This is a genomic window from Clostridium sp. D46t1_190503_E9, assembly GCF_015555225.1.
Taxonomy (GTDB): Bacteria; Bacillota; Clostridia; order Clostridiales; family Clostridiaceae; genus Clostridium.
Map to the genome: position 1 here is coordinate 58088 of NZ_JADNKB010000011.1, position 22394 is coordinate 80481.

At 27.8% G+C, this 22394-nt stretch carries 17 protein-coding genes and 1 riboswitch; of the genes, 3 read left to right on the top strand and 14 right to left on the bottom strand.

What is annotated here, in order from left to right:
• Nucleotides 1-251 precede the first annotated feature (251 nt).
• The 3 genes from I2E83_RS13270 to I2E83_RS13280 all read right to left on the bottom strand — a co-directional run bounded on the left by I2E83_RS13270 (nucleotide 252) and on the right by I2E83_RS13280 (nucleotide 4469).
• Nucleotides 252-1364: an anaerobic sulfatase maturase gene (locus I2E83_RS13270; protein WP_195430305.1), complete on the bottom strand. Its 1113-nt coding sequence runs from the start codon at nucleotides 1362-1364 to the stop codon at nucleotides 252-254.
• A gap of 233 nt (nucleotides 1365-1597) precedes the next feature.
• Nucleotides 1598-2968: a glycoside-pentoside-hexuronide (GPH):cation symporter gene (locus tag I2E83_RS13275; protein ID WP_195430307.1), complete on the bottom strand. Its 1371-nt coding sequence runs from the start codon at nucleotides 2966-2968 to the stop codon at nucleotides 1598-1600.
• 13 nt (nucleotides 2969-2981) lie between these two features.
• Nucleotides 2982-4469, bottom strand: a complete 1488-nt coding sequence (locus I2E83_RS13280; RefSeq protein ID WP_195430310.1) for a sulfatase-like hydrolase/transferase — start codon at nucleotides 4467-4469, stop codon at nucleotides 2982-2984.
• Between the two features lie 157 nt (nucleotides 4470-4626).
• Here I2E83_RS13280 and I2E83_RS13285 point away from each other — a divergent pair, with 157 nt between their 5' ends.
• Nucleotides 4627-5496, top strand: coding sequence for an AraC family transcriptional regulator (locus I2E83_RS13285; RefSeq protein WP_195430313.1), 870 nt, complete (start codon nucleotides 4627-4629; stop codon nucleotides 5494-5496).
• A gap of 119 nt (nucleotides 5497-5615) precedes the next feature.
• Nucleotides 5616-6404 (top strand): TSUP family transporter, encoded by a 789-nt coding sequence (locus I2E83_RS13290; RefSeq protein ID WP_195265692.1) that lies wholly within the window; start codon nucleotides 5616-5618, stop codon nucleotides 6402-6404.
• Between the two features lie 198 nt (nucleotides 6405-6602).
• Here I2E83_RS13290 and I2E83_RS13295 read toward each other — a convergent pair whose 3' ends face one another.
• Nucleotides 6603-9614 (bottom strand): glycoside hydrolase family 2 TIM barrel-domain containing protein, encoded by a 3012-nt coding sequence (locus I2E83_RS13295; protein WP_347708066.1) that lies wholly within the window; start codon nucleotides 9612-9614, stop codon nucleotides 6603-6605.
• Between the two features lie 180 nt (nucleotides 9615-9794).
• On the opposite strand from I2E83_RS13295, the gene I2E83_RS13300 reads away from it, so the two are divergent.
• On the top strand, nucleotides 9795-10625 hold the full coding sequence (locus tag I2E83_RS13300) for an AraC family transcriptional regulator (protein ID WP_195430315.1): 831 nt from the start codon (nucleotides 9795-9797) through the stop codon (nucleotides 10623-10625).
• Between the two features lie 658 nt (nucleotides 10626-11283).
• Here the strand turns inward: I2E83_RS13300 and I2E83_RS13305 are convergent.
• The 10 genes from I2E83_RS13305 to I2E83_RS13350 form a co-directional block, all read right to left on the bottom strand.
• Nucleotides 11284-12531 (bottom strand): DNA polymerase IV, encoded by a 1248-nt coding sequence (locus I2E83_RS13305; protein WP_195430318.1) that lies wholly within the window; start codon nucleotides 12529-12531, stop codon nucleotides 11284-11286.
• 17 nt (nucleotides 12532-12548) lie between these two features.
• Nucleotides 12549-12806 carry a hypothetical protein gene (locus tag I2E83_RS13310; protein WP_195265697.1) on the bottom strand — a complete coding sequence of 86 codons (258 nt, stop codon included), beginning with the start codon at nucleotides 12804-12806 and terminating at the stop codon, nucleotides 12549-12551.
• A 334-nt stretch (nucleotides 12807-13140) separates the two neighbouring features.
• Complete coding sequence (locus I2E83_RS13315) at nucleotides 13141-14688, bottom strand: glycosyl hydrolase family 18 protein (protein WP_195430321.1); 1548 nt, start codon at nucleotides 14686-14688, stop codon at nucleotides 13141-13143.
• A 255-nt stretch (nucleotides 14689-14943) separates the two neighbouring features.
• Nucleotides 14944-16710 carry a methyl-accepting chemotaxis protein gene (locus I2E83_RS13320; RefSeq protein ID WP_195430324.1) on the bottom strand — a complete coding sequence of 589 codons (1767 nt, stop codon included), beginning with the start codon at nucleotides 16708-16710 and terminating at the stop codon, nucleotides 14944-14946.
• Between the two features lie 393 nt (nucleotides 16711-17103).
• Nucleotides 17104-17292, bottom strand: a complete 189-nt coding sequence (locus I2E83_RS13325) for a hypothetical protein (protein ID WP_207738510.1) — start codon at nucleotides 17290-17292, stop codon at nucleotides 17104-17106.
• 127 nt (nucleotides 17293-17419) lie between these two features.
• Complete coding sequence (gene uvsE / locus I2E83_RS13330) at nucleotides 17420-18394, bottom strand: UV DNA damage repair endonuclease UvsE (protein WP_195430328.1); 975 nt, start codon at nucleotides 18392-18394, stop codon at nucleotides 17420-17422.
• A 130-nt stretch (nucleotides 18395-18524) separates the two neighbouring features.
• On the bottom strand, nucleotides 18525-18794 hold the full coding sequence (locus tag I2E83_RS13335; protein ID WP_195430330.1) for a hypothetical protein: 270 nt from the start codon (nucleotides 18792-18794) through the stop codon (nucleotides 18525-18527).
• 165 nt (nucleotides 18795-18959) lie between these two features.
• Nucleotides 18960-19583: a plasmid pRiA4b ORF-3 family protein gene (locus tag I2E83_RS13340; RefSeq protein ID WP_195430332.1), complete on the bottom strand. Its 624-nt coding sequence runs from the start codon at nucleotides 19581-19583 to the stop codon at nucleotides 18960-18962.
• 211 nt (nucleotides 19584-19794) lie between these two features.
• The gene (gene add, locus I2E83_RS13345) at nucleotides 19795-20784 is read right to left on the bottom strand and encodes an adenosine deaminase (RefSeq protein ID WP_195265711.1); all 990 of its coding nucleotides are present in this window, start codon (nucleotides 20782-20784) and stop codon (nucleotides 19795-19797) included.
• A 149-nt stretch (nucleotides 20785-20933) separates the two neighbouring features.
• Nucleotides 20934-21033, bottom strand: a riboswitch (purine riboswitch).
• Nucleotides 21034-21230: 197 nt separating this feature from the next.
• The gene (locus I2E83_RS13350) at nucleotides 21231-22361 is read right to left on the bottom strand and encodes a DEAD/DEAH box helicase (protein ID WP_195265713.1); all 1131 of its coding nucleotides are present in this window, start codon (nucleotides 22359-22361) and stop codon (nucleotides 21231-21233) included.
• Nucleotides 22362-22394 lie beyond the last annotated feature (33 nt).

The window sequence follows — 22394 nt, forward strand, 5'->3', positions numbered from 1 at the left end:
AAAGTTTAATTTGCGAGAAATTTTTCCTTCCATGTTTTATTAATTATATATTTATTATTCACTATCAATCACTAATTATATATTATCAATTGCTACAATATACTTCCCATCATAGGATAATCATCTTCTCCATTTCCACCATTTATGGCTTTTATACCAGAATGCAAGAATGTTGATCTAATTACTGAATAAATTCCTTTCTATATATTAATTAATTTTTTCTATCAACTTAGTAGATTCAAATTATTCTACTATTTCAGGCATTGAATTGCTATTTTTTTTATATCTGATAAACATTCATCAAAAAACATTTTATACGCTTCACAAAAATAATTAATCCCTTCTTCCTCACAAAACTGTTCTCTATTTCTGCGACACCCACCTCTACAAATTCCAAAATAAGCACATTTTTTGCAACTTTCTGCATGATTATAAGATTGTTCAACAAACCTGATTATTCTGCGTTGATGATTAATGTTATCAAAATTATCAACAAGTAAATTTCCTAGTTTATACGAATCCATAGCATAAAAATCACAAGGATATACACTACCATCAGCTTCCACTATAGTCTGAAAACTACAACTTCCTCTTTGCTCACATGATTCTATAGGCTCTCCCATAAGTATTCCTATATAATTTTCAAACTGCCTTATATATGGTTGCGTACCTTGATACAAATCCTTTTCCCATAGCCTAAATAGCTCTATCAAAAACTGTCCGTATACTTTTGGCGTAAGAGAATATTCTTTTTTTCCCTGAGCTACTCCTATTGGATCTAGGCAAGCTATATACTGCTGCCATATAAATCCTTTCTTTTTATAAAACTCATAAATCTTCTGAATTTCAGGAGCTGTTTTACTGTTAACTACTGTTAAAATATTAAATTCTATATTTGCATTCTTAAGTAAATTAGCTGCATTCATTGCATTTTCAAAGGTTCCCTGTCCTGAATGATCTTTCCTATATAAATCATGTGTTGACTTAATCCCATCAATAGATAATCCTACAAGGAATCTATTTTTAGATAAAAAATCACACCACTCCTTGTTCAATAAATAACCATTCGTCTGGATTGAATGACTGATTTTTACACTATTTATATTATAACGTTTCTCATATTCTAACCATTTTTCAAAGAAAGAAATTCCTGCTAATGTTGGTTCTCCACCTTGAAATAAATAATTACAATGCCCAGTTGCAAAAGACAGTGTTTTTTGTACTACCCGATCAATTACTTCATCATCCATAATTTCTAAGCATGGAGATTCTCTATTTTGTATTTCATCTGAATAAAAACAATAATCACATCTTATGTTACATAATCCTGAGGCTGGCTTAATCATAACAGTAATATTTGGCATACCTATCTCCTTCACTTTTTTCTATTTTCTTTATCAATTAATTATTTTCAAATTCCATTATAAAATCATACATAATAATTCTGATTATACAGGGCTTACACTTAACTAAATGAATACAAGTAATTTTGTAAAATATATCATTCATTAACGCACTTGAGCTTTTAAAATTAATAAAGGCTGATGAACAAATATCAACCTTTATCATAATACAAATTAGTTAATTATTTGAAAAACTAGGCCTCAATTTTTGCTCTTAAACGATCATTTGCTTTTTCAACATCTAATCCCATCAGCAGAATTGCAATAATAATATTGATGAACATAGGTATCCAAAGATACATAATATAAAGCATATCAATACATGCTTGACTTTGAGTTGCCAAGGAAGCATCAAAGCCACTATATGCAAGTAACCATCCTGCAATCGCTGTTCCAATTCCCCCTCCAATTTTCAATCCGAAAGAAGTACAAGAATACATAGAGCCGTCTATTCTCTTATGTGTTTTCAAATATGTATACTCTGAGCATTGTACGATAAGAGCATTTAAACCTCCCTGAAAAGCGCTCATACCAAAGGCAGCAAGTCCAGTAAATACCAACATCAATGGCAAGTTACCAATATATCCTACTACTACAACAAACATACGCCCAATAGCCGCAATTACATATCCTGCTGCATTTACTTTATACTGCCCCTTCATCTTTGCTACAATCATAGGAGTAATAGATAAACCAATAATAATAGGAATATTAATCGCCCAAGAAAACACTCCAAATAATTTTTCACTTCCCAAGACATATGTCATAAAGTAAATACCCATATTAATCATTGCAGAATAAATTTGTCGTAAGACATCAACAACTAAAATAATCAGATAGTATTTATTTGACACTAATAATTTAACAATTTCAATAAAACTATAGTGTTCTTCTTTTTTTTCTCCTGTTTGAAGAGTTGTATCATAAAGTTCTTCAGCAGGTAATTCCTTTACTGAAAAAACAGAAATTGTGTTTACAATTAATCCAATAATGGCATAAATAATTGCAATTGTACGCCAACCAGTAGCACCTCCGCCAAATACCTCCACCGCACTAACTGTAATTGTTTGAATTAAAAGGCTTGTAGCAAATGCAAATATAAATCTTATAGATCCCATTTGCACTCGTTCTTTACTATTTCTAGTTATTAAAGCTGTCAATGTAGAGTATGCAATATTATTTGCCGTATAAAAGACTGCGTGTAATAGGACATATGCAATAAAGAACCATGCGTATTTTGCAAACTCTCCTAACTCAACTGGAATTGCAAAAAGAGCAACTAACGTAATTGCACATCCTACAAACGCTCCTAACATCCACGGTCTTGCTTTTCCAATCTTACTGTTTGTCTTGTCAATCATAACTCCAAAAAATAAATCAGTTATTCCATCGAATAGTTTTGAAACAGCAATTAAACTACCAATAATACCCGCATTCAGCCCAATACTATTAGTCAGATAAATCATAATAAATGATGATACAAAAGCAAAAACCACATTTCCTGCAATGTCTCCCGAACCATAACCTACTTTATTATACCATTTTAAATATCTCTTCTCACCCATTTTCTCTTCCCCCTTAATTCTTTCTTCTTACTGCATTCTCCATTGGCAATCCTGTATCATAATCTAATTGCCTAGGCTCATACTCTTCATTTTCACGTTGTCTGGTATAACCTTCATTATCCCATATAGGAGTTATATTTCTTCTCCAAGGTCGCATAGACCATTGATATCCTCTATACAAATCACGTGTTTCATTCATATGATTAATTAAAATATCATGTAATTCATTTCGTTCTTTCTCATATGCTTCATCCATTATTAAATTATTTATCTCATAAGGATCCTTGTCCAAATCATAGAATTCGTCCGTATCTAATAAATGAATTACCAATTTATATTTTTTGCTAATTGCGGCTCTCATTATCTGTAAACCACCAAATCCGTCATGATCTACTTCGTAACGAGTAAATTCTGTAAAAACAACATCATTTATTTTTTCTGATGGATTATAGATTTGCTTCAACATACTATGTCCTTCAAGTAACTTTGGAATAGGTAATCCAAAGTAATCCATTATGGTAGGAGCTAAATCAATATGAGAGGCTGGTTCCTCGCATACGAATTCCTTTATTCCCCCTTTTATAATCAGCGGAATATTAGCAACTTCCTTGTAAGCTGTAGCATTTTTTGAAAATAGCCTATGCGCTCCAAGCATATCTCCATGATCAGAGGTAAATATAACTAAAGCATTTGGTACAAGTTCATTAATCACCTCTAAAACTCGTCCAATTTCATAATCTACAAAAGAATTAGAACCCAAAAATAAAGATAATCCCTTAGAAGGTTTATTAATTTCCTCTTCAGTTGCATTGAGATTATCTCCTGCCCATACTTGCTGCATGAAAGGCTTTTTAGATAGATCATCTTGGAAATTTGGACATCTATCAAATTTGAATCCATCATACATTGTATTGTATGGTGCTGGACACAAAGATGGGCCATGTGGTTCATCATAAGAAACAGTTAAAAAGAAATCTTGATCTTTAAATTCATTCAAAAATCTGATTGCTTTATCTGAACATCTGTGAGCATATGTAAAATTCTCAGAAAACCCTTCTTCATATGCTGTTTCTGGATTTCTAGATTTTACCCTTTCTTCTTTTGGTAACTCTTCCAAATAGCATTTCATATCATACCAATAATCTTGATTCCATCCTTCTGGACAAACTCCCAAGCCAAAATAATCCCCACCATCTAAATGCCATTTACCAATATAACCACATTCAATACCATTATCTGTTAGTCTCTGACCAATCGTCTTTACATTATCACCCATTGCAATACTGTTAGATACCATACCATTGGTATGTGGAAATGTTCCAGTAAAAATCGCACTTCTAGCTGGTCCACATACTGGTTGACACGAATATGCATTTTCATATCTTATACCTTCATATGCCAGCTTATCCAAATGTGGAGTTTTCATATCTAAATTACCATAACAACCTAACATATCTTTTCTTGTTGTGTCAGTCATCAAAAAAACTACTTGTCTTTTCAAACTTATTTCTCCTTTCATATTTAACAATATATATTTTTCTTTTTTTCAATTTTATTATACTTAGAGCACATAGATAATCCTATATCAGAAAATGTTTTCAATATGGACAATTCTGCTTTTCTATGTTATGGTATTCAAAGAAAAGGAGGGGATGACAATGATTAATATTTCTGGACACTTAAGAAATCAACGAAGAATTATTGGATATAATGATGATACTACTCAATTAATGGTGAATTGTTGTGGTGAACAAATTCTTAAAACTAAAGATTACCATCAAGATCGCTCCAATGGAAGGCTAGACTATCAAATTATATATGTATATAAAGGATCAGGGCATTATTTATTAGATAATGAATGGAAGTTATTATCTAGTGGTAATATCATCCTATTTAAACCACTGGAACCCCAAGTATATTCTTACTATGCTAACGAGCAGCCAGAAATATATTGGATTCATTTTACTGGAAAAGAATGTGAAACTCTTATTAATAAATTCGAAATAAAAAATTGTTATATAGGAGAAAATTTAATATTAAAACAATTATTCCAATCGATTATTACAGAGCTTCAGCTTAAAAAAAAACGTTATGAAGATATCGTAGTAAGTAATTTATATTTTATGCTTGCTATGATTTCTAGATTGTCCCAAGCCGACCTTCTATCTACCGAAAACGATTTTTCAATAGATAGACTTGTAATTCAACTTAATCAAAAATATATGGAACCATGGACTATTTCATCAATGTCTGACTATTGTAAATTGAGTGAAGGCTATTTTTCACATAAATTCAAAAAACAAATGGGCATTTCTCCGATGAGTTATTTAAATGAACTTCGAATAGAAAAATCGAAGGAACTTCTTGAAGAAGGAACTATGAATATTTCAACTATATCCTCTGTCGTAGGATTTCAAGATTCGCTTTATTTCAGTAAGGTTTTTAAAAAATCAACAGGAATGTCACCAAGCAAATTTAAAAAATATTTATTAGAATCACGTACACCTGAATGGTATTCTGTTACATGATTACTTAAAAAAGCAGAATTATACATATAAGAGTCATTAAAAGCTATAGCCTAAAAATTGTACATTGTTATACTCATAAGTATGTTTTAATTAATTAAAATAGAAAGTGAGGTAGCAAAATGGTATATATTATTATTATTTGTGTATGTATGTTGTCATCAATCATTGGTTCGATATGTGGAATTGGTGGAGGGGTTATAATAAAGCCAGTACTAGATGCAGTTGGAATTATGTCTGTGAAAGCAGTTTCCTTTTTATCAGGTTGTACAGTTTTATCTATGTCAATAGTTTCATTAAGTAAAAATATTAAAATCAAGAATGAATTTGTATTTAATAAATTACTCGCTACTGTCTTAGCATTGGGTAGTGTTATTGGCGGGCTAATCGGTAATTCATTATTTCAAGATATCTTGAAAATATTTCCAGACAGCAATAAAATTGGGGCAATCCAGGCAATCATTTTATTAATCATTACATTAGGAACACTAATATATACAATTCATAAATACAAGATTCACACCCTTAATATTAAAAGTAAACTAATAATATTCCTTATTGGTCTAATCTTGGGTATTATGTCTTCTTTCCTTGGGATTGGAGGGGGGCCGATTAATTTGGTAGTACTATTCTATTTCTTTTCAATGAGTACTCGTGAAGCCACTATGTATTCAATATATGTAATTATGTTTTCTCAAATATCGAATCTTGCATCCACAATAATAACTTGGAATATTCCCTACTTTGATATCACTATTTTATTACTGATGATATTCTGTGGGATATTAGGTGGAGTTATTGGTAATTTGTTGAACAAAAGAATGAATAATGAAAAGGTAGACAAATTATTTATTGTTGTGATGCTGTTAATCATATGTATTAATATTTATAATATTTTCAAATATATTTAAATCAGGACCTCCAGTCAAATGGAGCGGTCCTGATTATTTTATTATTTATAATAACTACAGGGTTGATCTGTGTATCATGGATGCTTCTAGTAATAATCAGAAATAAAAAAACTCCGTTTTAAAATTATAGGCATAGAACAAACCACCCGTTTGACGGGTGGTCTTGATTACTTATTTCTATATTAAAAAGTATTACTTTTATTCAAATCTTAAATAAAATGTAAAGTTTATCTCTTTTTCGTTTAGTCTATATTTATTATCTAGTTCTGGCCCACAGCTATTTGAACCTATTCCACTTTGCTTATAATCAACTATCAAGTAAGTTGCATCATCTTCGATTAACTCATAATTATGATTTTTATTTGTTAACTCTTCAGTTGAAAAATGGGATGCATTAAAACTAAAATCATCACTAGATACAACATAAATACTTGAGTCTTTATTATAAATTTTAACTTCCTTACATAGGCTTCTACTTCCATTTTCTTGAGGACGAATATAATCTTCATGCATTTTTGAAACACTTGTATTAAATCTTCCTAAATAGCTAGCATAATGCTTATCTTGATAATTTTCATAAGGCCCTAATCCAAAATAACTTATGCTTTCATAAGATTTATCCAATTTTATTTCGACTCCAAACCTAGGCAAAAAAGGTAAATTAACGTTCTTAATTGCATTAATTTCACACTTTATTAATCCATTTGGTAGTATAAACCATTTAACTATAATATCTAATATCTTTTCACGGTATATAGGTATTAGGCTTAAATGACTTGTAATTATTATACAATTTGTCATCTTTTCTATTGTTGTTTTATATACTCTTGTTTCTACCCTATCAAAACCAGCTTCCATCCACTCAATCTTTATTTTCCTATCATTGTCAGTGGGAGCACGCCATATTTTAAAATTCATATAATCTTTAATGAATTTGAAATTTTGATTTTCTATTGATTTGAATAATGCAGTGCTTTTATCATAAACATAATTAAAATTTCCATTAGTTATCTTTATTTCTTTTGATGTCTCATTTATTATAAACTCTTCTTCATCACTATTTACTTTTATAATAGTTTTAAATGAGTTAAGACTTTTTATATTGTTAGACCATATTACTTGGTCATGTCCTAATACCAAGTCTTCTTTATATAATAGGAAATCTAATTTTACAATGTATTCAAATAATATAGTTACAATTGTATTTGGTATTTCTGGTAAATCTAAACTATACCACTTTTCTTCTCTTGCCTTCAAGGTATTAAGTAACAATTCTTTTTCAGCAATAATATTACCATCTGAAAAAAGCTTGTACTTAACTTTCAAAAAATTACCTACATCTTTGAAATCCATCATGTTTTTTAACTTAACTTTTTTATTGATTTTATCTAAATCTACTACTCTTATAGGCCTATTAATATTTTGATATTCTAAAAGACCTGTATGAGGAATACGATCTGGATATACTAACCCATCAACGCAGAAATTTCCATCATGAGTACTTTCTCCGAAATCTCCACCATACCCATGCATTACCTTTCCTTCTTTATTTTTTCCTATGTATACGGCATGATCACACCATTCCCAAACATAAGCTCCTGCAAATTCGGGGTGCTCTTGGATTAATTCATCATACTCGTTTAAGCCCCCAGGACCATTCCCCATTGCATGTGCATATTCACATAATATTAATGGTTTATCTATTCCCTTATTAAAATAATCCTTTATTTCATCAATACTAGGATACATACGGCTAATAACATCTATATTGCTAAAATCATTCTCTCTATTTTTATCTGCATAATATGCTCCTTCATAGTGTAATAGCCTAGTATTATCTAGTTCCTTAGCCCTTATTAAACCATTCTCAAAATTGCACCCAAATCCTGATTCATTCCCAACTGACCACATGAAAATACAAGATCTATTCCTATAGGGAATAATAGAAGCTTCAATCCTATCTTTAATAACATTTTCATAAATAGGATCATTTGCTATCATATTATAGTTTTCAAGGTATCCTCGTCCATATAATTCAACAACTCCATGTGTTTCAATATCGGCTTCATTGATAACAAGAAATCCATATTCATCACACATCTCATAAAAAATAGGAGATTTTGGATAGTGGGCTGTCCTAATTGAATTAAAGTTATGCCATTTCATTAGTATTAAATCCAAAATTAAATCTTCCTTTGTCATTACATACCCTTTTAAAGGATGACTATCATGATGATTCACCCCCCTCAACTTAATGCTTACACCATTTAGCTTTATAATCTTATCTTCAATAGAAATTACTCTCATCCCAACTTTTTCTTTAATAACTTCATAATCTGTCTTAATTAATAAAGTATATAAATTAGGAGTTTCAGGATTCCAAAGTTCAACTTCTTCTATTTTTAGAGTAATATCATCATCTATCATGGATCCAGATAGAATAATTTCATTTTTAGGATTTAATAGAAAATAACTAATTTCAGGATTCTCTACCTTATCTATAATTTCAAATGATAAAAATCCTATTTGTTTTTCTAGATCAATATCTGTAGTTATTTTATAATCTATAATCCTTGATTTAGAACGTTCTAAAATATATACATCTCTAAAAATACCAGACATTCTAAATTTATCTTGATCTTCAAAATAAGTTCCATCACACCACTTTAAAACAAGTACTGCTATTTTATTTTTTCCTTCTAATATTTCTTCTGTTATATCAAACTCTGAAATACTATGAGAGACTTGGCTATATCCAATAAACTTACCATTTAACCATACATAAAAGCATGAATCTACTCCTTCAAAATTCAGATGATAATCCTTGTCTTTTGAAAAGTCATCTATTTCAAAATCCCTTGTATACAGCCCACAAGGATTATTCATTGGTACAAATGGTGGGTTAAATCCGATTGGATATTTAACGTTTGTATATTGATGAGTATCATACCCATCCATTTGCCAGACAGAAGGAACGCTTATTAAATCAACATTATTATTAGTTAATTCAATATTAATATCGAAAGGCTCCAAATTATCGAAAATTTTAAATTCCCATATTCCATTTAATGATTTAAATCTCTTTTGCTCTTCTCTATTTATATTTTTAAGTGATTCATTAATGCTTTCAAATGGAACATAATAACTTCTTCTAGGCATCATATTTACATGCAAAAAAGAAATATTTTCATGATACGAATTTAACAACACTTTTATTCCCCCTTCTTTAAAATAGATACATTATAATAATGAATCATAAACATATTTTTCGCTTCTAGAAAGCGTTTACTTAAGTATATTTATATTATAATTAATAATTGTTTACTTTAATATAGAATTATAGTGCTAAAACATGTTATAATGTTTCCAAAAAAATATTAGGAGGATGAAATGCAGATTTTATGGAAAAAATATAAAAATAATAATTTTGAAGCAAACTTAGATGAATGTGGAATTGAACAAAGTACACCAGGAATTGGTTATAATTATGAAGTAGTAAAAAATGCTGTTATACATTACATTTCAAAAGGTAGTGGAGTTTTTAAAATTAATAATAAAATATATACACTAAAGAAGGGAGATGGGTTCATTCTATTAAAAGGAATGCATGTAGAATATATACCTTCTATTGATGATCCATGGAAATATTATTGGGTAGGATTTAGTGGACAAAACATAAATGAATATCTTAAAAGAACTTCAATCATAGACACCTGCATTATTAACTTTAATAAAAAATCAAAAATTCCTAATACAATAATTGATATGTGCAATATTTCAAAGAAATATAATCAAACTTCTTCTGATGATATATTATTATTAAGTAAATTACATTTACTTTTATATTATATTTCATCCGAATTTCCTAAATCTTTTAAATACTCTAATAATCTAACTCATACTTATATTCAAGAATCTATTGACTTTATAAATAATAATTATATGAAAGCAATAACAGTACAAGAAGTAGCTAATCATGTAAGTCTAAGCAGAAGTTATTTATACAAGATGTTTATTAAACATCTTGGTCAATCTACTCAAAGTTATTTGATTAATATTAGGATGTATAAGTCTTCACTATTACTAAAAGAGACTAGTTTACCCATATCAGAAGTTGCAAATAAAGTTGGTTATAGTGATCCATTATTATTTTCTAAGGCTTTTTCTAAACATTTTTCTATGTCTGCTTCAAATTATAGAAAAACTCATCAAAAAAAATAAAGAATATTAAGTTGTATTTTAATTTAGAATCTTTTCAATTACTATGACATCATAATTTACTATTTTTATTTTTTGTAATTTAGGATATCTCAATTTAATATCGCACTATTAAATTTTCTTAATTAGTTTTCAGTACATAAACAATTATTTAAAATTTCATTAAAGCTTCACTAGATTTATAGAAAGAGTTACAACCATATGCAGCTCTTTCTTTATTAAAATTTGATTACTTTCATACTTATATTCTTTTAGTATTTATTGAACTATTTGAAGTTTCGCTAAATAAATGATTAAAAGAATCCTATCATATATAGCTGTATTAACGGAATACTTTATTATTAATGGAGTTTATATTCTTAAATAAAGAAAAGGAAATAGTTAATTGAAATTTCTCAATTAACTACTTCTTTTTAAACTTATATACTAAACTCTTATGACTCTAGTTATATCATAATTGTTTCCATAAGTCTTACTTGTAGAATCCTTTTTAACTGTTTGAACAGACGTCAATTCGGATGTTAATGTACCTTATTGTTAAATTTGTATATCATTAATTATTTAAAATGAAAGTTTAATTTGCGAGAAATTTTTCCTTCCATGTTTTATTAATTATATATTTATTATTCACTATCAATCACTAATTATATATTATCAATTGCTACAATATACTTCCCATCATAGGATAATCATCTTCTCCATTTCCACCATTTATGGCTTTTATACCAGAATGCAAGAATGTTGATCTAATTACTGAATAGTTCCCATATCTTTCTCTAATAGAATCTATGGTTTTATCTAAAGCGCGTTGTTTTTCTAATCTTTCATTATCAAATAGAGAACTTTGGAAAAATTCATTACTACAAAGATTCGTAACTCTTACGCCTAACTGTCTTATTGGTTCTCCTCTCCAGGATTCATTAAATGCTTTTACAATTTCTTTATATATTTCCTCTGTACAATCTGTATAATTTGATAATGTCCTTTGATGTATATATCTTTCAAAATTAAATCCTTTTATAGATATTGAAATTACCTTACATAAACTCTTATTGTTTCTTAATCTTATACAAACTGATTCTGTAAGTGATAAAATTATTTTTAAGGCTTCTTCTTTTGAAGTTACGTCCCAAGCTATAGTAGTAGAATTTCCTATTCCTTTGACATTTATATAATTATATTTTCTAACTGACGATTCTTCTATTCCGTTTGCATAGTTATAAATAACCTTACCATGGCTTTTAAAAATGCTTTCCAGAATCCCTATATCAAAATTTGCAAGTTCACCTATAGTATTTATATTTAACTTATCCAACTTGCTTTTTGTAGCTCTTCCAACCATGAATAAGTCATCTACAGGTAGAGGCCACATTTTATCTTTAATTTCTTCTTTAAATAATGTATGGATAGCATTTTTAGGATCAAAGTCACTTGCCATTTTTGCAAGTAATTTATTAGTACTTATTCCTACATTAACATTAAAACCAAGTTCACTTCTTATTTTACTTTGTATTTCAATTGCTTTTTCAATATAATTTTCTTTAAAATGACTCATATCCATAAATACTTCATCTACAGAGTATCTTTGAATTTTAGGTGAATATTCACAAAGCAAATTATACATAGCATTACTACAATCCATAAATAATCTATAATTAGGTTTAAATATTTTTAAATCAGGACATTTCTTTAATGCATCTACAACTGGCTCACCTGTTTTTATCTTATACTTTTTCGCAGGAATGGACTTAGCTAATACAATTCCATGCCTTTCATCAGTATTTCCACCTACTATTGATGGAATTTCTCTAATATCTTTTGTAGTTTCCCCTAGTTGTAACATCCTTACTGCTGTCCAAGAAAGATAAGCTGAATTAACATCTATATGAAAAACTATTCTTTCTTCCACAAAAGCACACTACCTTTCTAATACTTAAATAAAATCCACTTATAATTAGTTGCATCATATTTAATTTCAAATATTTTTTCTATACCATTTATACAGCTACTACATACAAACTTTTCCATTACCTTGCCTGATAGTTTTTCTTTCTCTCTCTTTAAAACCTTTTCTATCTTTATGACTTTACTTTCTTCTTCAAGTACTTTGAATCTAATGGGATTAATGGATCCATCTTCATTAAACCATGCTATCATTTGTATTGGTTTAGCTATAACCTTCAAGGATATCCCTCCTCTGGAAATTCTTAAATTAATTATATCGAACATATGTTCTTTTGTAAAGATAAATATATTATATGTTTTTATTGTATAAATTACTCATAATCTTATTAAAATACTAATTTAACTTATTAAGTATAGTACTTATTAGAATTTATAGAATTTTAATAATATATAATATGTATATACTATTTATATTACTTTTATATTTGTTAATATGATTTATTAATAAAATTACTTTGAAAATTTACATAATAGAAAAGTAGCTAACTATAAAATTATAATTAGCTACTTTGTATAAAACTTTATTTATATATTTTTTATTATTTTGGCAACTTTATAATTGTTTCCATAAAGTAGGAACTGTTCCTGGTAACCATCCCATATGTGATGTGTGAGCATATATACACTCATAAGTTTTTCCTTGATAAGTTACCTTATCTCCTAATTTGTAACTAACTCCTGATTGCCATTCTTGTACTGATGGTACTTCAACTTCTTTAACTTCTACTACGCAGTTTGCTGAAGTTACAGATACACCAGCTGCATCTTTTACTGTTACTGAGTAAGTATAAGTTCCATAAGCCTTATTCGTAAAATCCTTTTTAACTGTTTGAACAGATGTTAATCCTGATGTTAATGCACCTGTTGCTATAGATTTGCCATTTTCAAATAGCTCATATGATGTTGCAGTATTATAAGCTGGCACATTAATAGTTAATGAGTAGCTTTTATTAGCAACTGCTGATGCTTTAACTGATGCCGCTTTTAGTGATGGTTTTTCTGGAACTACTTCAGATAATGAATCAAAAAATGGTCTATAGCTCTTAACAAATTCTTTATTGTTTACGTTATCCCAATTTATTGACCAAGCCATTATTCCTCTAAGATTTGGATATTTCTCTCCTATCATTTTATAAGAACCACCATAGGATTGTCCTTTTATTAAATAATTTAAAGCTTTAAGCATTTCTGTTGGTGGGATATAGCCTGAATTTGGATTTAATGTTCCTTTTTGTGAAGCTGGAACACCAATTACTACTTGCTCTTGCTTTAATGGAGCAAAGAAGCTATTTTTTGATGCTCTTGTTTGGAATCCTTGTAATAGCATTTCTACCATAGCAACTTGAAAATCTGCTGTTCCTTGATTATAGGTAATTCCATCAAGGGCCATATTTCCTCCACAGTTATAGTGTTGAACTTGTAAATAATCAAGTTCATTTCTTACTGCATCTATAAGTGGAAGATATGCCCCCCAATTAGTTGCATAACCAGTATTACCACCTTGAACATATGATAATTCTGGAGCCATACTTATAATGAAATTGTCTCCATATTTTTTTACTAAGTCCTTGATAATCTTAATGAAGTTAACTATTTGAGGCGTAGTAGGATTTTTAAGATCTGTATCTCCAGGTTGAAGTATCATTCCACTTCCACCTTCAAGATCAATATCTATTCCATCAAATCCATACTTGTCTATTAAACCTGTAAGTGATGTCATAAATTTTTCTCTTGCTGCATCTGTTGGAACTTGAATTGTACCTTCTGCACCACCTAAAGATAAAACTACTTTCTTACCTTTACTTTGTACATAATCGATATCGGCTATGAATTCCTTTTCATTATAAACTGGATGTAGCTCTACAACTGCTCTATCTGTATATGTCTCTCCAAATGAAACATTTATTATATCCCATGCTGGATCTACATCTCTTATTTTAACAATCCCAGCTCCGTTATCAAAATTATGCCAATATCCAACAAGTAATCTTCCATTACCAGCTATATTGGTATCAGCTTTAAATTTTGAACTTGGCGTAATAGTCATTATTATTAGTGTAGCAATAAACAGTGATAAGATTTTCTTGAAATTTTTATACATATTATCCCTTCCCCTTATACATACCTTTTAAAATTATTTATCTTCTGTCTATCACGATTAATATTTATCTTTTAGATATATATCTTAAGATTCTATAAATATCACCTCCAAAATAAATAAAATAACTAAGCGCCCTTAATTATATTTTACATTATTTTGATATCATGTAAATATAATACACAATATATTTTTTAGTATATATTATAAAAAATAATGAACTAGCCCCAAGCAAGTAGGCTAGTTCATTTTAATTATCTATATGTTAAATTTTTGAACCATTTCATTTAGTTTTTGAGCAAGTTCTGCTTGATTTTGAGCTGTTTGTGCAACTTGCTCAATTGCCTTTGTAGTTTCTCTCATGCTTTCTCTAATATCTTCTGCCTTTTCGCTAGATTCTTGTGAAGATGCAGCCATGTTTTGTACAGCATCACTAACTTGTCCAACTGTAGCTGTTATTTCTTCAGACATAGCAGCAATTTCATCAGACATTTGGCTTACAAATTCAGAATCGTCATGATACTTATTACCTGTTTCACCATATGCATCTAATTGTAAATTTACATTAGTGTTAACAAACTCTAGTATATCATTTCCTGCTTCAATGCTACTTTTAAATGCATGTTGTACTTTTAAAATAGTTTCTTTAATATTTTTCACTGATTCAGCTGACTGTTCAGCTAATTTTCTTACTTCATCTGCAACAACTGCAAAACCTTTTCCTTGTTCCCCTGCTCTTGCTGCTTCAATAGCTGCATTTAATGCAAGTAAATTAGTTTGCTCAGCTATACTTCCTATAGTATCTGCCATAACTTTTATACTTTCTACAACTTTACCATCTTCAATTGCTTTTTCCATCTTTTCTTTCTTTTGAGTATATACTTCTCTTGTTTCTTCAATTGCTTTTTTACTACTATCTTTAACTTCTATAGCCCTTTTCTTTGCAGCATTTGATATATTGCTTCCATCCATAGATTTAGCAGATAATATATTTATACTTGCATCAACTTCTTCAATTGATGCGCTTATTTCTTCTGTTACAGCTCCAGACTCCTGTATTCCAGAAGCAATAGTATCAACAGCTTCATCAATTATAACAATTTTAGAAAATAGTTCTTCTACTGTTGCTGAAAGTTCTTCTGACGAAGCTCCTATATTTTCAGAATCCTCAATAATTAATTTTACTAAGTTACTTACATTTTCCTGTGCTTTATTTAATGCATTTGCAGTTTCTCCAAATTCATCTTTACTTTTAAAGTCAATTGAATGGCTAAAATCATAAGAAGATAGTCTAATGGCAAAATCTTTTATTCTTATAAGTGGATTGGTTATTTGCTTACTTAAAATAAAAGCTAAAATTATAGCTATTAATAGTGAACCTGCTAGTAAAAATATATTAATAACTATACTATTTACTAAATCTTGTTTTACTATAGCTTCTCTAGCATCTATTATTTCATCAATATCATCTATGTAATTTCCTGTTCCTATTACCCAATTAAATGGCTTATAAAGCTTACTATAGCTTCTTTTAGGAGATGCCTCACTTTCTCCCGCTTTAGGAAACCAATATTCAGTATATCCTCCCTCTTCTTTTTTACCATTTTCAATTATATCTTTTATCATATAATTTCCTTTAGCATCTTTATCATTAAGTCTATTTTTCCCTTCAGTGTCAGTTCCTAAATATACAACATTTACTCCTTCTACAGTATCTGCCCAGAAATAACCCTCTTCACCAAATTTTAAATTTCTTAGTAACTCTGCACTTTGTTTTTTAGCTTCATCAACTGTAAGTACTCCAGTTTTAATTTTTTCATTAAGTCCATCTATCATGGAAATAGCAATTTCTACTTGCTCCTTTATTCTTTGATCATAATCTTCATTTAAACTTTCTTTTTGAATAGATAATAATTTGCTATTACTTTGGATGTTTTTAAAAGTCATAGTAGCTGTTATGATTAAAGCTGTTACTAGAGATATAAACATCGTAACAATAATTAGTTTGTACTTAACTTTATTCATGAATAGTCCTCCTTATTATAAATCTTTAGTATATAATTGTATTTAAAACACACATTAAAATTTCAAAAATTATCCTGTATTATGTTTAATGCTATTTTAAATAGAATTAAAGAAACATCATTTCATTTTGATATTGTATATACCTTAATGATATTATTCTATATGTTTCAGACGTTTTTGATTTTCTCATATATAAATATTCGTATGTTATAGATGAAACTGTACTATAAAATGTATTGTACTTATATATTTTTATTAATATAATAAAACTTAAATTTATAATTCTAAATTCCTTAAAATATAACTGTAGTTTTCTATATAAATATTAAAATAACTATGCAAAAATAATGAAGTGATTATTTTTGCATAGTTATTTTAATTAGTATAATTAATTTAGTTTTTTCTTCTTAAAAACTGTATTCCTGAAATAAAACCATAAACCATAAATATAGATGCTATTAGCTTTGCAAAAAAGCTAAAGTTATCATCACCATTTGAAACTAGAGATGAGATACTTATTCCTGTTAAAAAGGTAAAAATAGATATGAACATTAGTTTTTTATCTTCCATATCATGTTGCATAACTCTACATATAAGATATATTAATAATATTATAAAAAAAATTAAAGATATTAAAATATTACTCACCCCCATTTATTAAATATGTTATTTACAATATAAGTTTTTTTATATTGTAAGCTTATATAACTTATATCTTTAAAGTAGTTTCATCAATCCATTTATATTTAGGCTTAATTTCTCTTATATCATCAACTAATTTAAATAGAGCAACATCTTTTTCTTTACATTCTAACATTACATCTATATCTTTATCAAATATTTTTAAAATTTCCATAAATTCTATAAAATCATATGGATTTATAAAGTCTGAATGTTTCTTATCGACTTTATCAATTAAAGTCGTATCTTTAGGCGATGAAAAATGCATCTTAGGTGGCAAGCTTTCATTATCCCAAGTGCTTAATATATCACCTAAAATATTTACAATGTCATCTCCTTCATTATTACAATTATGATGATGAATATCTAAAACCATAGGTATATTTAATATTTTGCATAACTTTAATGTTTCTTTAGCTGTATATGTTTTATCATCATTTTCTATAATTAATTTGTCTCTTAGATTTTTAGGAAATTCATTAAAGTTATTAATAAATCTATCTATTGCTGCTTCTTTTCCTCCAGTTGCTCCACCTACATGAATTACCATTTTACCTTGCTTATAATTCATGTCTTCAAACCACTCTACTTGTCTCATTAAGTTTATTAATGTATTTTGAACAACTTTAGTATTACTGCTATTTATAACATTAAATTCATCTGGATGAGTATCGACTCTCATATTAGAATCCTTTATCAGTTTCCCAACATATTCAAAATCTTTTTTTAATATTTCTCTATGTCCCCAATATCCAACTTCAGGATGAGTTACTAAAGGAATTAATGCTGATGTTATTCTATAAAAATGTATATTATTTTTTATGTTATATTTTAATAATTCTTGTAATGCATTTAAATTTGATAAAGCCACAGTTTTTAACTTTTCTAATCTCTTTTCTTCTGATGTAATTTTATTATAATTTGCAAAAGTAACAGTACTAGAGCTTGTTACCTTTTTGCCTAATATGTTTGAAATAGCAACATATCCAAATCTTACTATCATAAATATTCTCCTATCTAAGCATTATTTAATAGTAGTATTCCCTGATAAAAAAATTACATTTATAAATTTAAAATATGCAAAATTCTATTCTCACTCGAACTATTATATTTAATTCTCTATTAGCTAATCTTTATTGAGATATAGATATTATTGTACCAGTTAAATAAACTATAGCTAATATAGTTACACATATACCTAATATAAATTGCTCCTTAAATGATACTCTAGAGTATTTTTTATATTTAAATTTACCATTTATAACAGAAGAAATTCCTGAAAATAAAAGTATTATTTGAGGTATTATATTGAAGATGTCTTTATTAATTGTTGTTAAGATAAACAATATTAATACTATGATAATAAAAATAGTATTTAAAACATTATATATTTTTTCACTCATACATTCTCCTTTATATTTGTGTAATATTACCTTACACCTTATTTTACTATGTTAGTATTTGGTATATAAGGGATTATCTTTATATAAAAATTTTGTTTTAATATAAAAATACACTAAGAAGTAAACTTAGTGCATTTAATTAATTAATATAAAATTAGATTTAATTTAAATATTTTTTATTTCTTTCATAAGGATATTAACACTTTCAATATCAAAACCTTCTTTATAATTTTGTTTACTTGCCCATAAGGCTACATTTTCATAATCAGGATGGTTTTTGTCATTAATTACTTCTAAAAATTCCATATATTCTTCTATTCCTCCGATATCTTCAGGTGGACAATTTCCTTCTGCTTCAATGCATTTAGGATAATCATTTATATAATCTTCAATTACTTCTTCTACAATAATATCATGTTTCCAGTAATCGCCAAAATCGTATACATATTCAATTTTTTTACTTTTAGTTAAATAATAATCTACATTAACTTCACTACTAAGTTTAGGTTTAATTTTAAGCATATTCTTTATAAATCCATTAGGATCATTTTTTTCATTTAACTTTAATTTAGAATAAAGTTCATATTCAGATATTGCTTCTTTATCACAAGTAACTCTTAAATTTTCTTCTTTAATATTAAAATCATATAAATAACTGTTTCTCCATCCCATGGAAATCTGAATTATATTATGTAATTTTTCAAAACTAATATTAGAAGGAACTATAACTCTTCTATATATCAATGGTTCACTATCTCTTAATTCTATTTTTATCTTATATGCTATCATAATCTATATCCTTTTCCTATATTTTAAAAGTATCTTGGTATTTGAATCATTTATTCCTATAATACTTATTATATTAATATTTTGAGTAATTAATAGTTGATTATATTTCCAATTACATAAGTGAACATTATTGATTTTAACTTCAAATCAAATTAATAATTTCCTTAGTCTAATAATAAATACCCAAGGGGTATATCCCCTTGGGCATTTATTATATTGCTAAAAGCATTGCTTTTGTTTCATCATCACAAAAAGCCGCATTAACACTATTTATATAAATTTCTTTGTATTCATCTAGATTTACTTTAAATGTTTCAATTAATTTGCTTGTTTCTTCATTTAAATTTATATTAGAAACTGTTCTATTATCCGTACTAAGGTTAACTTTAATATTATCTTTATGATATTTATATATAGGATGATCCTCATATGAATTTACAGCTTTTGTATCTACATTACTTTTGGGGCACATTTCTAATGTTATTCCATTTTCTTTTACTAGATTATATGCTTCTTCATCATTATATATAAATACTCCATGTCCTATTCTTTCCGCTCCTAAAAGATTTATGGAATCTCTTACATTTTTACCGAATCCAGTTTCTCCTGCATGGATTGTAATTCTAAATCCCTTTTCCTTTGCAATTTTCATTGCTTCTATATATTCATAAGCAAAATCTTCTTTTTCAGATGATGCTAAATCTATTGCTACAACACCTTTTCCAAGGTATTTTTCTCCTGCTCTTATAGATTCATATACATGATTTAAATCTAATCCTCTAATACAAGAAATTATTACATTACCTTTTATATCATACTTATTTTCAGCATCTTTTATGCCGTCTATAACACTTTCTATAATTTCTTCTAAAGCTAGTCCTTTTTTTGTATGAAATATTGGTGCAAACCTAACTTCTATATATTTAACATTTTCTTTTGCAGCATCTTCTAACAACTCATAAGATGCCCTTCTTAAATTTTCTTTTGTTTGCAGAACTTCATTAGGTAAATCAAACCTCTTTAAATATTCATCTAAAGAATCACAATCCTCTGCAATAGTTAATAAATTTTTAACGTAATCATAATCATAACTGTCTAATAGAATATTTTCTTTTTTAGCAAGCTCTATAACCGTTTCAACTCTTAAGCTACCATCTAAATGACAGTGAAGCTCTATTTTAGGTAAGTTATTAATATCCATAAAATTAGTCCTCCTTAAAATTCTTATATATGTAAAAAATAATCTTCTCAATATACAAACAAACTACTTTAGTTTTAGATTAAATCAACAATATATTATTAATTTAAATATATTTAGATATAAAAAAATTCTTGATTACGAAGAAATCACAAATAAAATGATTTCTTCGTAATCAAGAATTTTTGGCTCTTGGTAGAAACCCCTAAACCATATTATTAGGGTTATACGAAGGTATTTAATGTATCTTTATTTAAATTAATATTTATTTTAGCATATATACATGAATAGTCAACATAAAATTTTGATGTGTTATATCATAATATTGATATTGCTTATATTTAGTTAATAAATAAAAAAGAGCAGCCGCACAATTGAAAATACAAAATTTCACATTCTTCATTTTGCATTAGCTTGCTTTATGCGGCAGCCCCTTAATTAAGTAATTACTATTCTATATTTCCTCTATAAAGAATTCTTTCTGGAATGTTTATTTTAAAACTCTTTTCATGCATTTTAATTATTTTTTCTTCTTTATCATCAACTAAAGAAATTACTTCACCAGTTTCTCCTGCTCTTCCAACTCTACCTGCTCTATGTAGATAGTCTTTAGAATCTTCTGGGATATCAAAATTAACAACATGAGTTATTCCTTTTATATCTAAACCTCTAGCTGCTATATCAGAAGCAATTAAAACATTAATTTTACCTTTTCTAAAGTTCTCTAAAGCTCTTTTTCTATCTTCCATCTTTCCATTTCCACCAATAGCTGCTACTTTAACATTATTAAATGTCAAATATTCAACAGCAGTGTTAGTTGTATAGCTATCATTATTAAATACTAAAACCTTTGGAGATTTTAAGGCATTTAAAAGTTTTCTTAAAGTTTCAACTTTCTTTCTACTATCAGTCTTTATGTAATTATGATTTATATTCTCATTAACTTTGTTATTCTTAACTGAAACTACTTTTATGTCTTCTGCTAAAGTTTTAGCAATATCTAAAGTTTTACCATTTAATGTAGCTGAAAACATCATAACTTGAGTTAGCTTTGGTGTAACCTTTATTATATCTTTTACAGTTGGAAGATTATTTTTATCTAAAAGCTTATCTACTTCATCAATTACAATAGTTTTTATTGTATGAGCAGTTACTTTCTTTTTTCTTATTAATTCTAGAATTCTTCCTGATGATCCTACTAAAATATGTGGTTTTGCTTTTAAATTATCTATTTGTCTTTTTATATTAGCACTTCCAATTAAAGGTGTAGAGGTAATTTCTAAACCTGATGCCTTTTTTACTTCATTTATAGTATTATTTATTTGAATAGCTAATTCATGAGTTGGTGCTAATATTATACATTGCATTTCTTTTTTGCTTATATCTATGTTTTCAATTATAGGTAAAAGATATGCTAGGGTTTTTCCTGTACCTGTCTCTGATTGTCCAATTAAATTAACTTTTTCTAGGGCCAATGGAATAATTTTTTCTTGTATTTCAGTGGGTTCATTTATTCCCATAGCATTTAATCCACTAATTATTTTTTCATTTATTTTTAGATTTTCAAAACTCTTTTCCATAACTAGTACCTCTTTCATTAAATTATGTGCCTC

Bases quoted from the DNA above. Each gene is read 5' to 3' on its own strand.
- I2E83_RS13275 (WP_195430307.1), bottom strand. From the start codon at position 2,968: ATGGGTGAGAAGAGATATTTAAAATGGTATAATAAAGTAGGTTATGGT.
- I2E83_RS13340 (WP_195430332.1), bottom strand. From the start codon at position 19,583: ATGATAGCATATAAGATAAAAATAGAATTAAGAGATAGTGAACCATTG.
- I2E83_RS13320 (WP_195430324.1), bottom strand. From the start codon at position 16,710: ATGAATAAAGTTAAGTACAAACTAATTATTGTTACGATGTTTATATCT.
- uvsE (WP_195430328.1), bottom strand. From the start codon at position 18,394: ATGATAGTAAGATTTGGATATGTTGCTATTTCAAACATATTAGGCAAA.
- I2E83_RS13315 (WP_195430321.1), bottom strand. From the start codon at position 14,688: ATGTATAAAAATTTCAAGAAAATCTTATCACTGTTTATTGCTACACTA.
- I2E83_RS13290 (WP_195265692.1), top strand. From the start codon at position 5,616: ATGGTATATATTATTATTATTTGTGTATGTATGTTGTCATCAATCATT.
- I2E83_RS13270 (WP_195430305.1), bottom strand. From the start codon at position 1,364: ATGCCAAATATTACTGTTATGATTAAGCCAGCCTCAGGATTATGTAAC.
- add (WP_195265711.1), bottom strand. From the start codon at position 20,784: ATGGATATTAATAACTTACCTAAAATAGAGCTTCACTGTCATTTAGAT.
- I2E83_RS13335 (WP_195430330.1), bottom strand. From the start codon at position 18,794: ATGAGTGAAAAAATATATAATGTTTTAAATACTATTTTTATTATCATA.
- I2E83_RS13350 (WP_195265713.1), bottom strand. From the start codon at position 22,361: ATGGAAAAGAGTTTTGAAAATCTAAAAATAAATGAAAAAATAATTAGT.
- I2E83_RS13285 (WP_195430313.1), top strand. From the start codon at position 4,627: ATGATTAATATTTCTGGACACTTAAGAAATCAACGAAGAATTATTGGA.
- I2E83_RS13325 (WP_207738510.1), bottom strand. From the start codon at position 17,292: ATGCAACATGATATGGAAGATAAAAAACTAATGTTCATATCTATTTTT.
- I2E83_RS13300 (WP_195430315.1), top strand. From the start codon at position 9,795: ATGCAGATTTTATGGAAAAAATATAAAAATAATAATTTTGAAGCAAAC.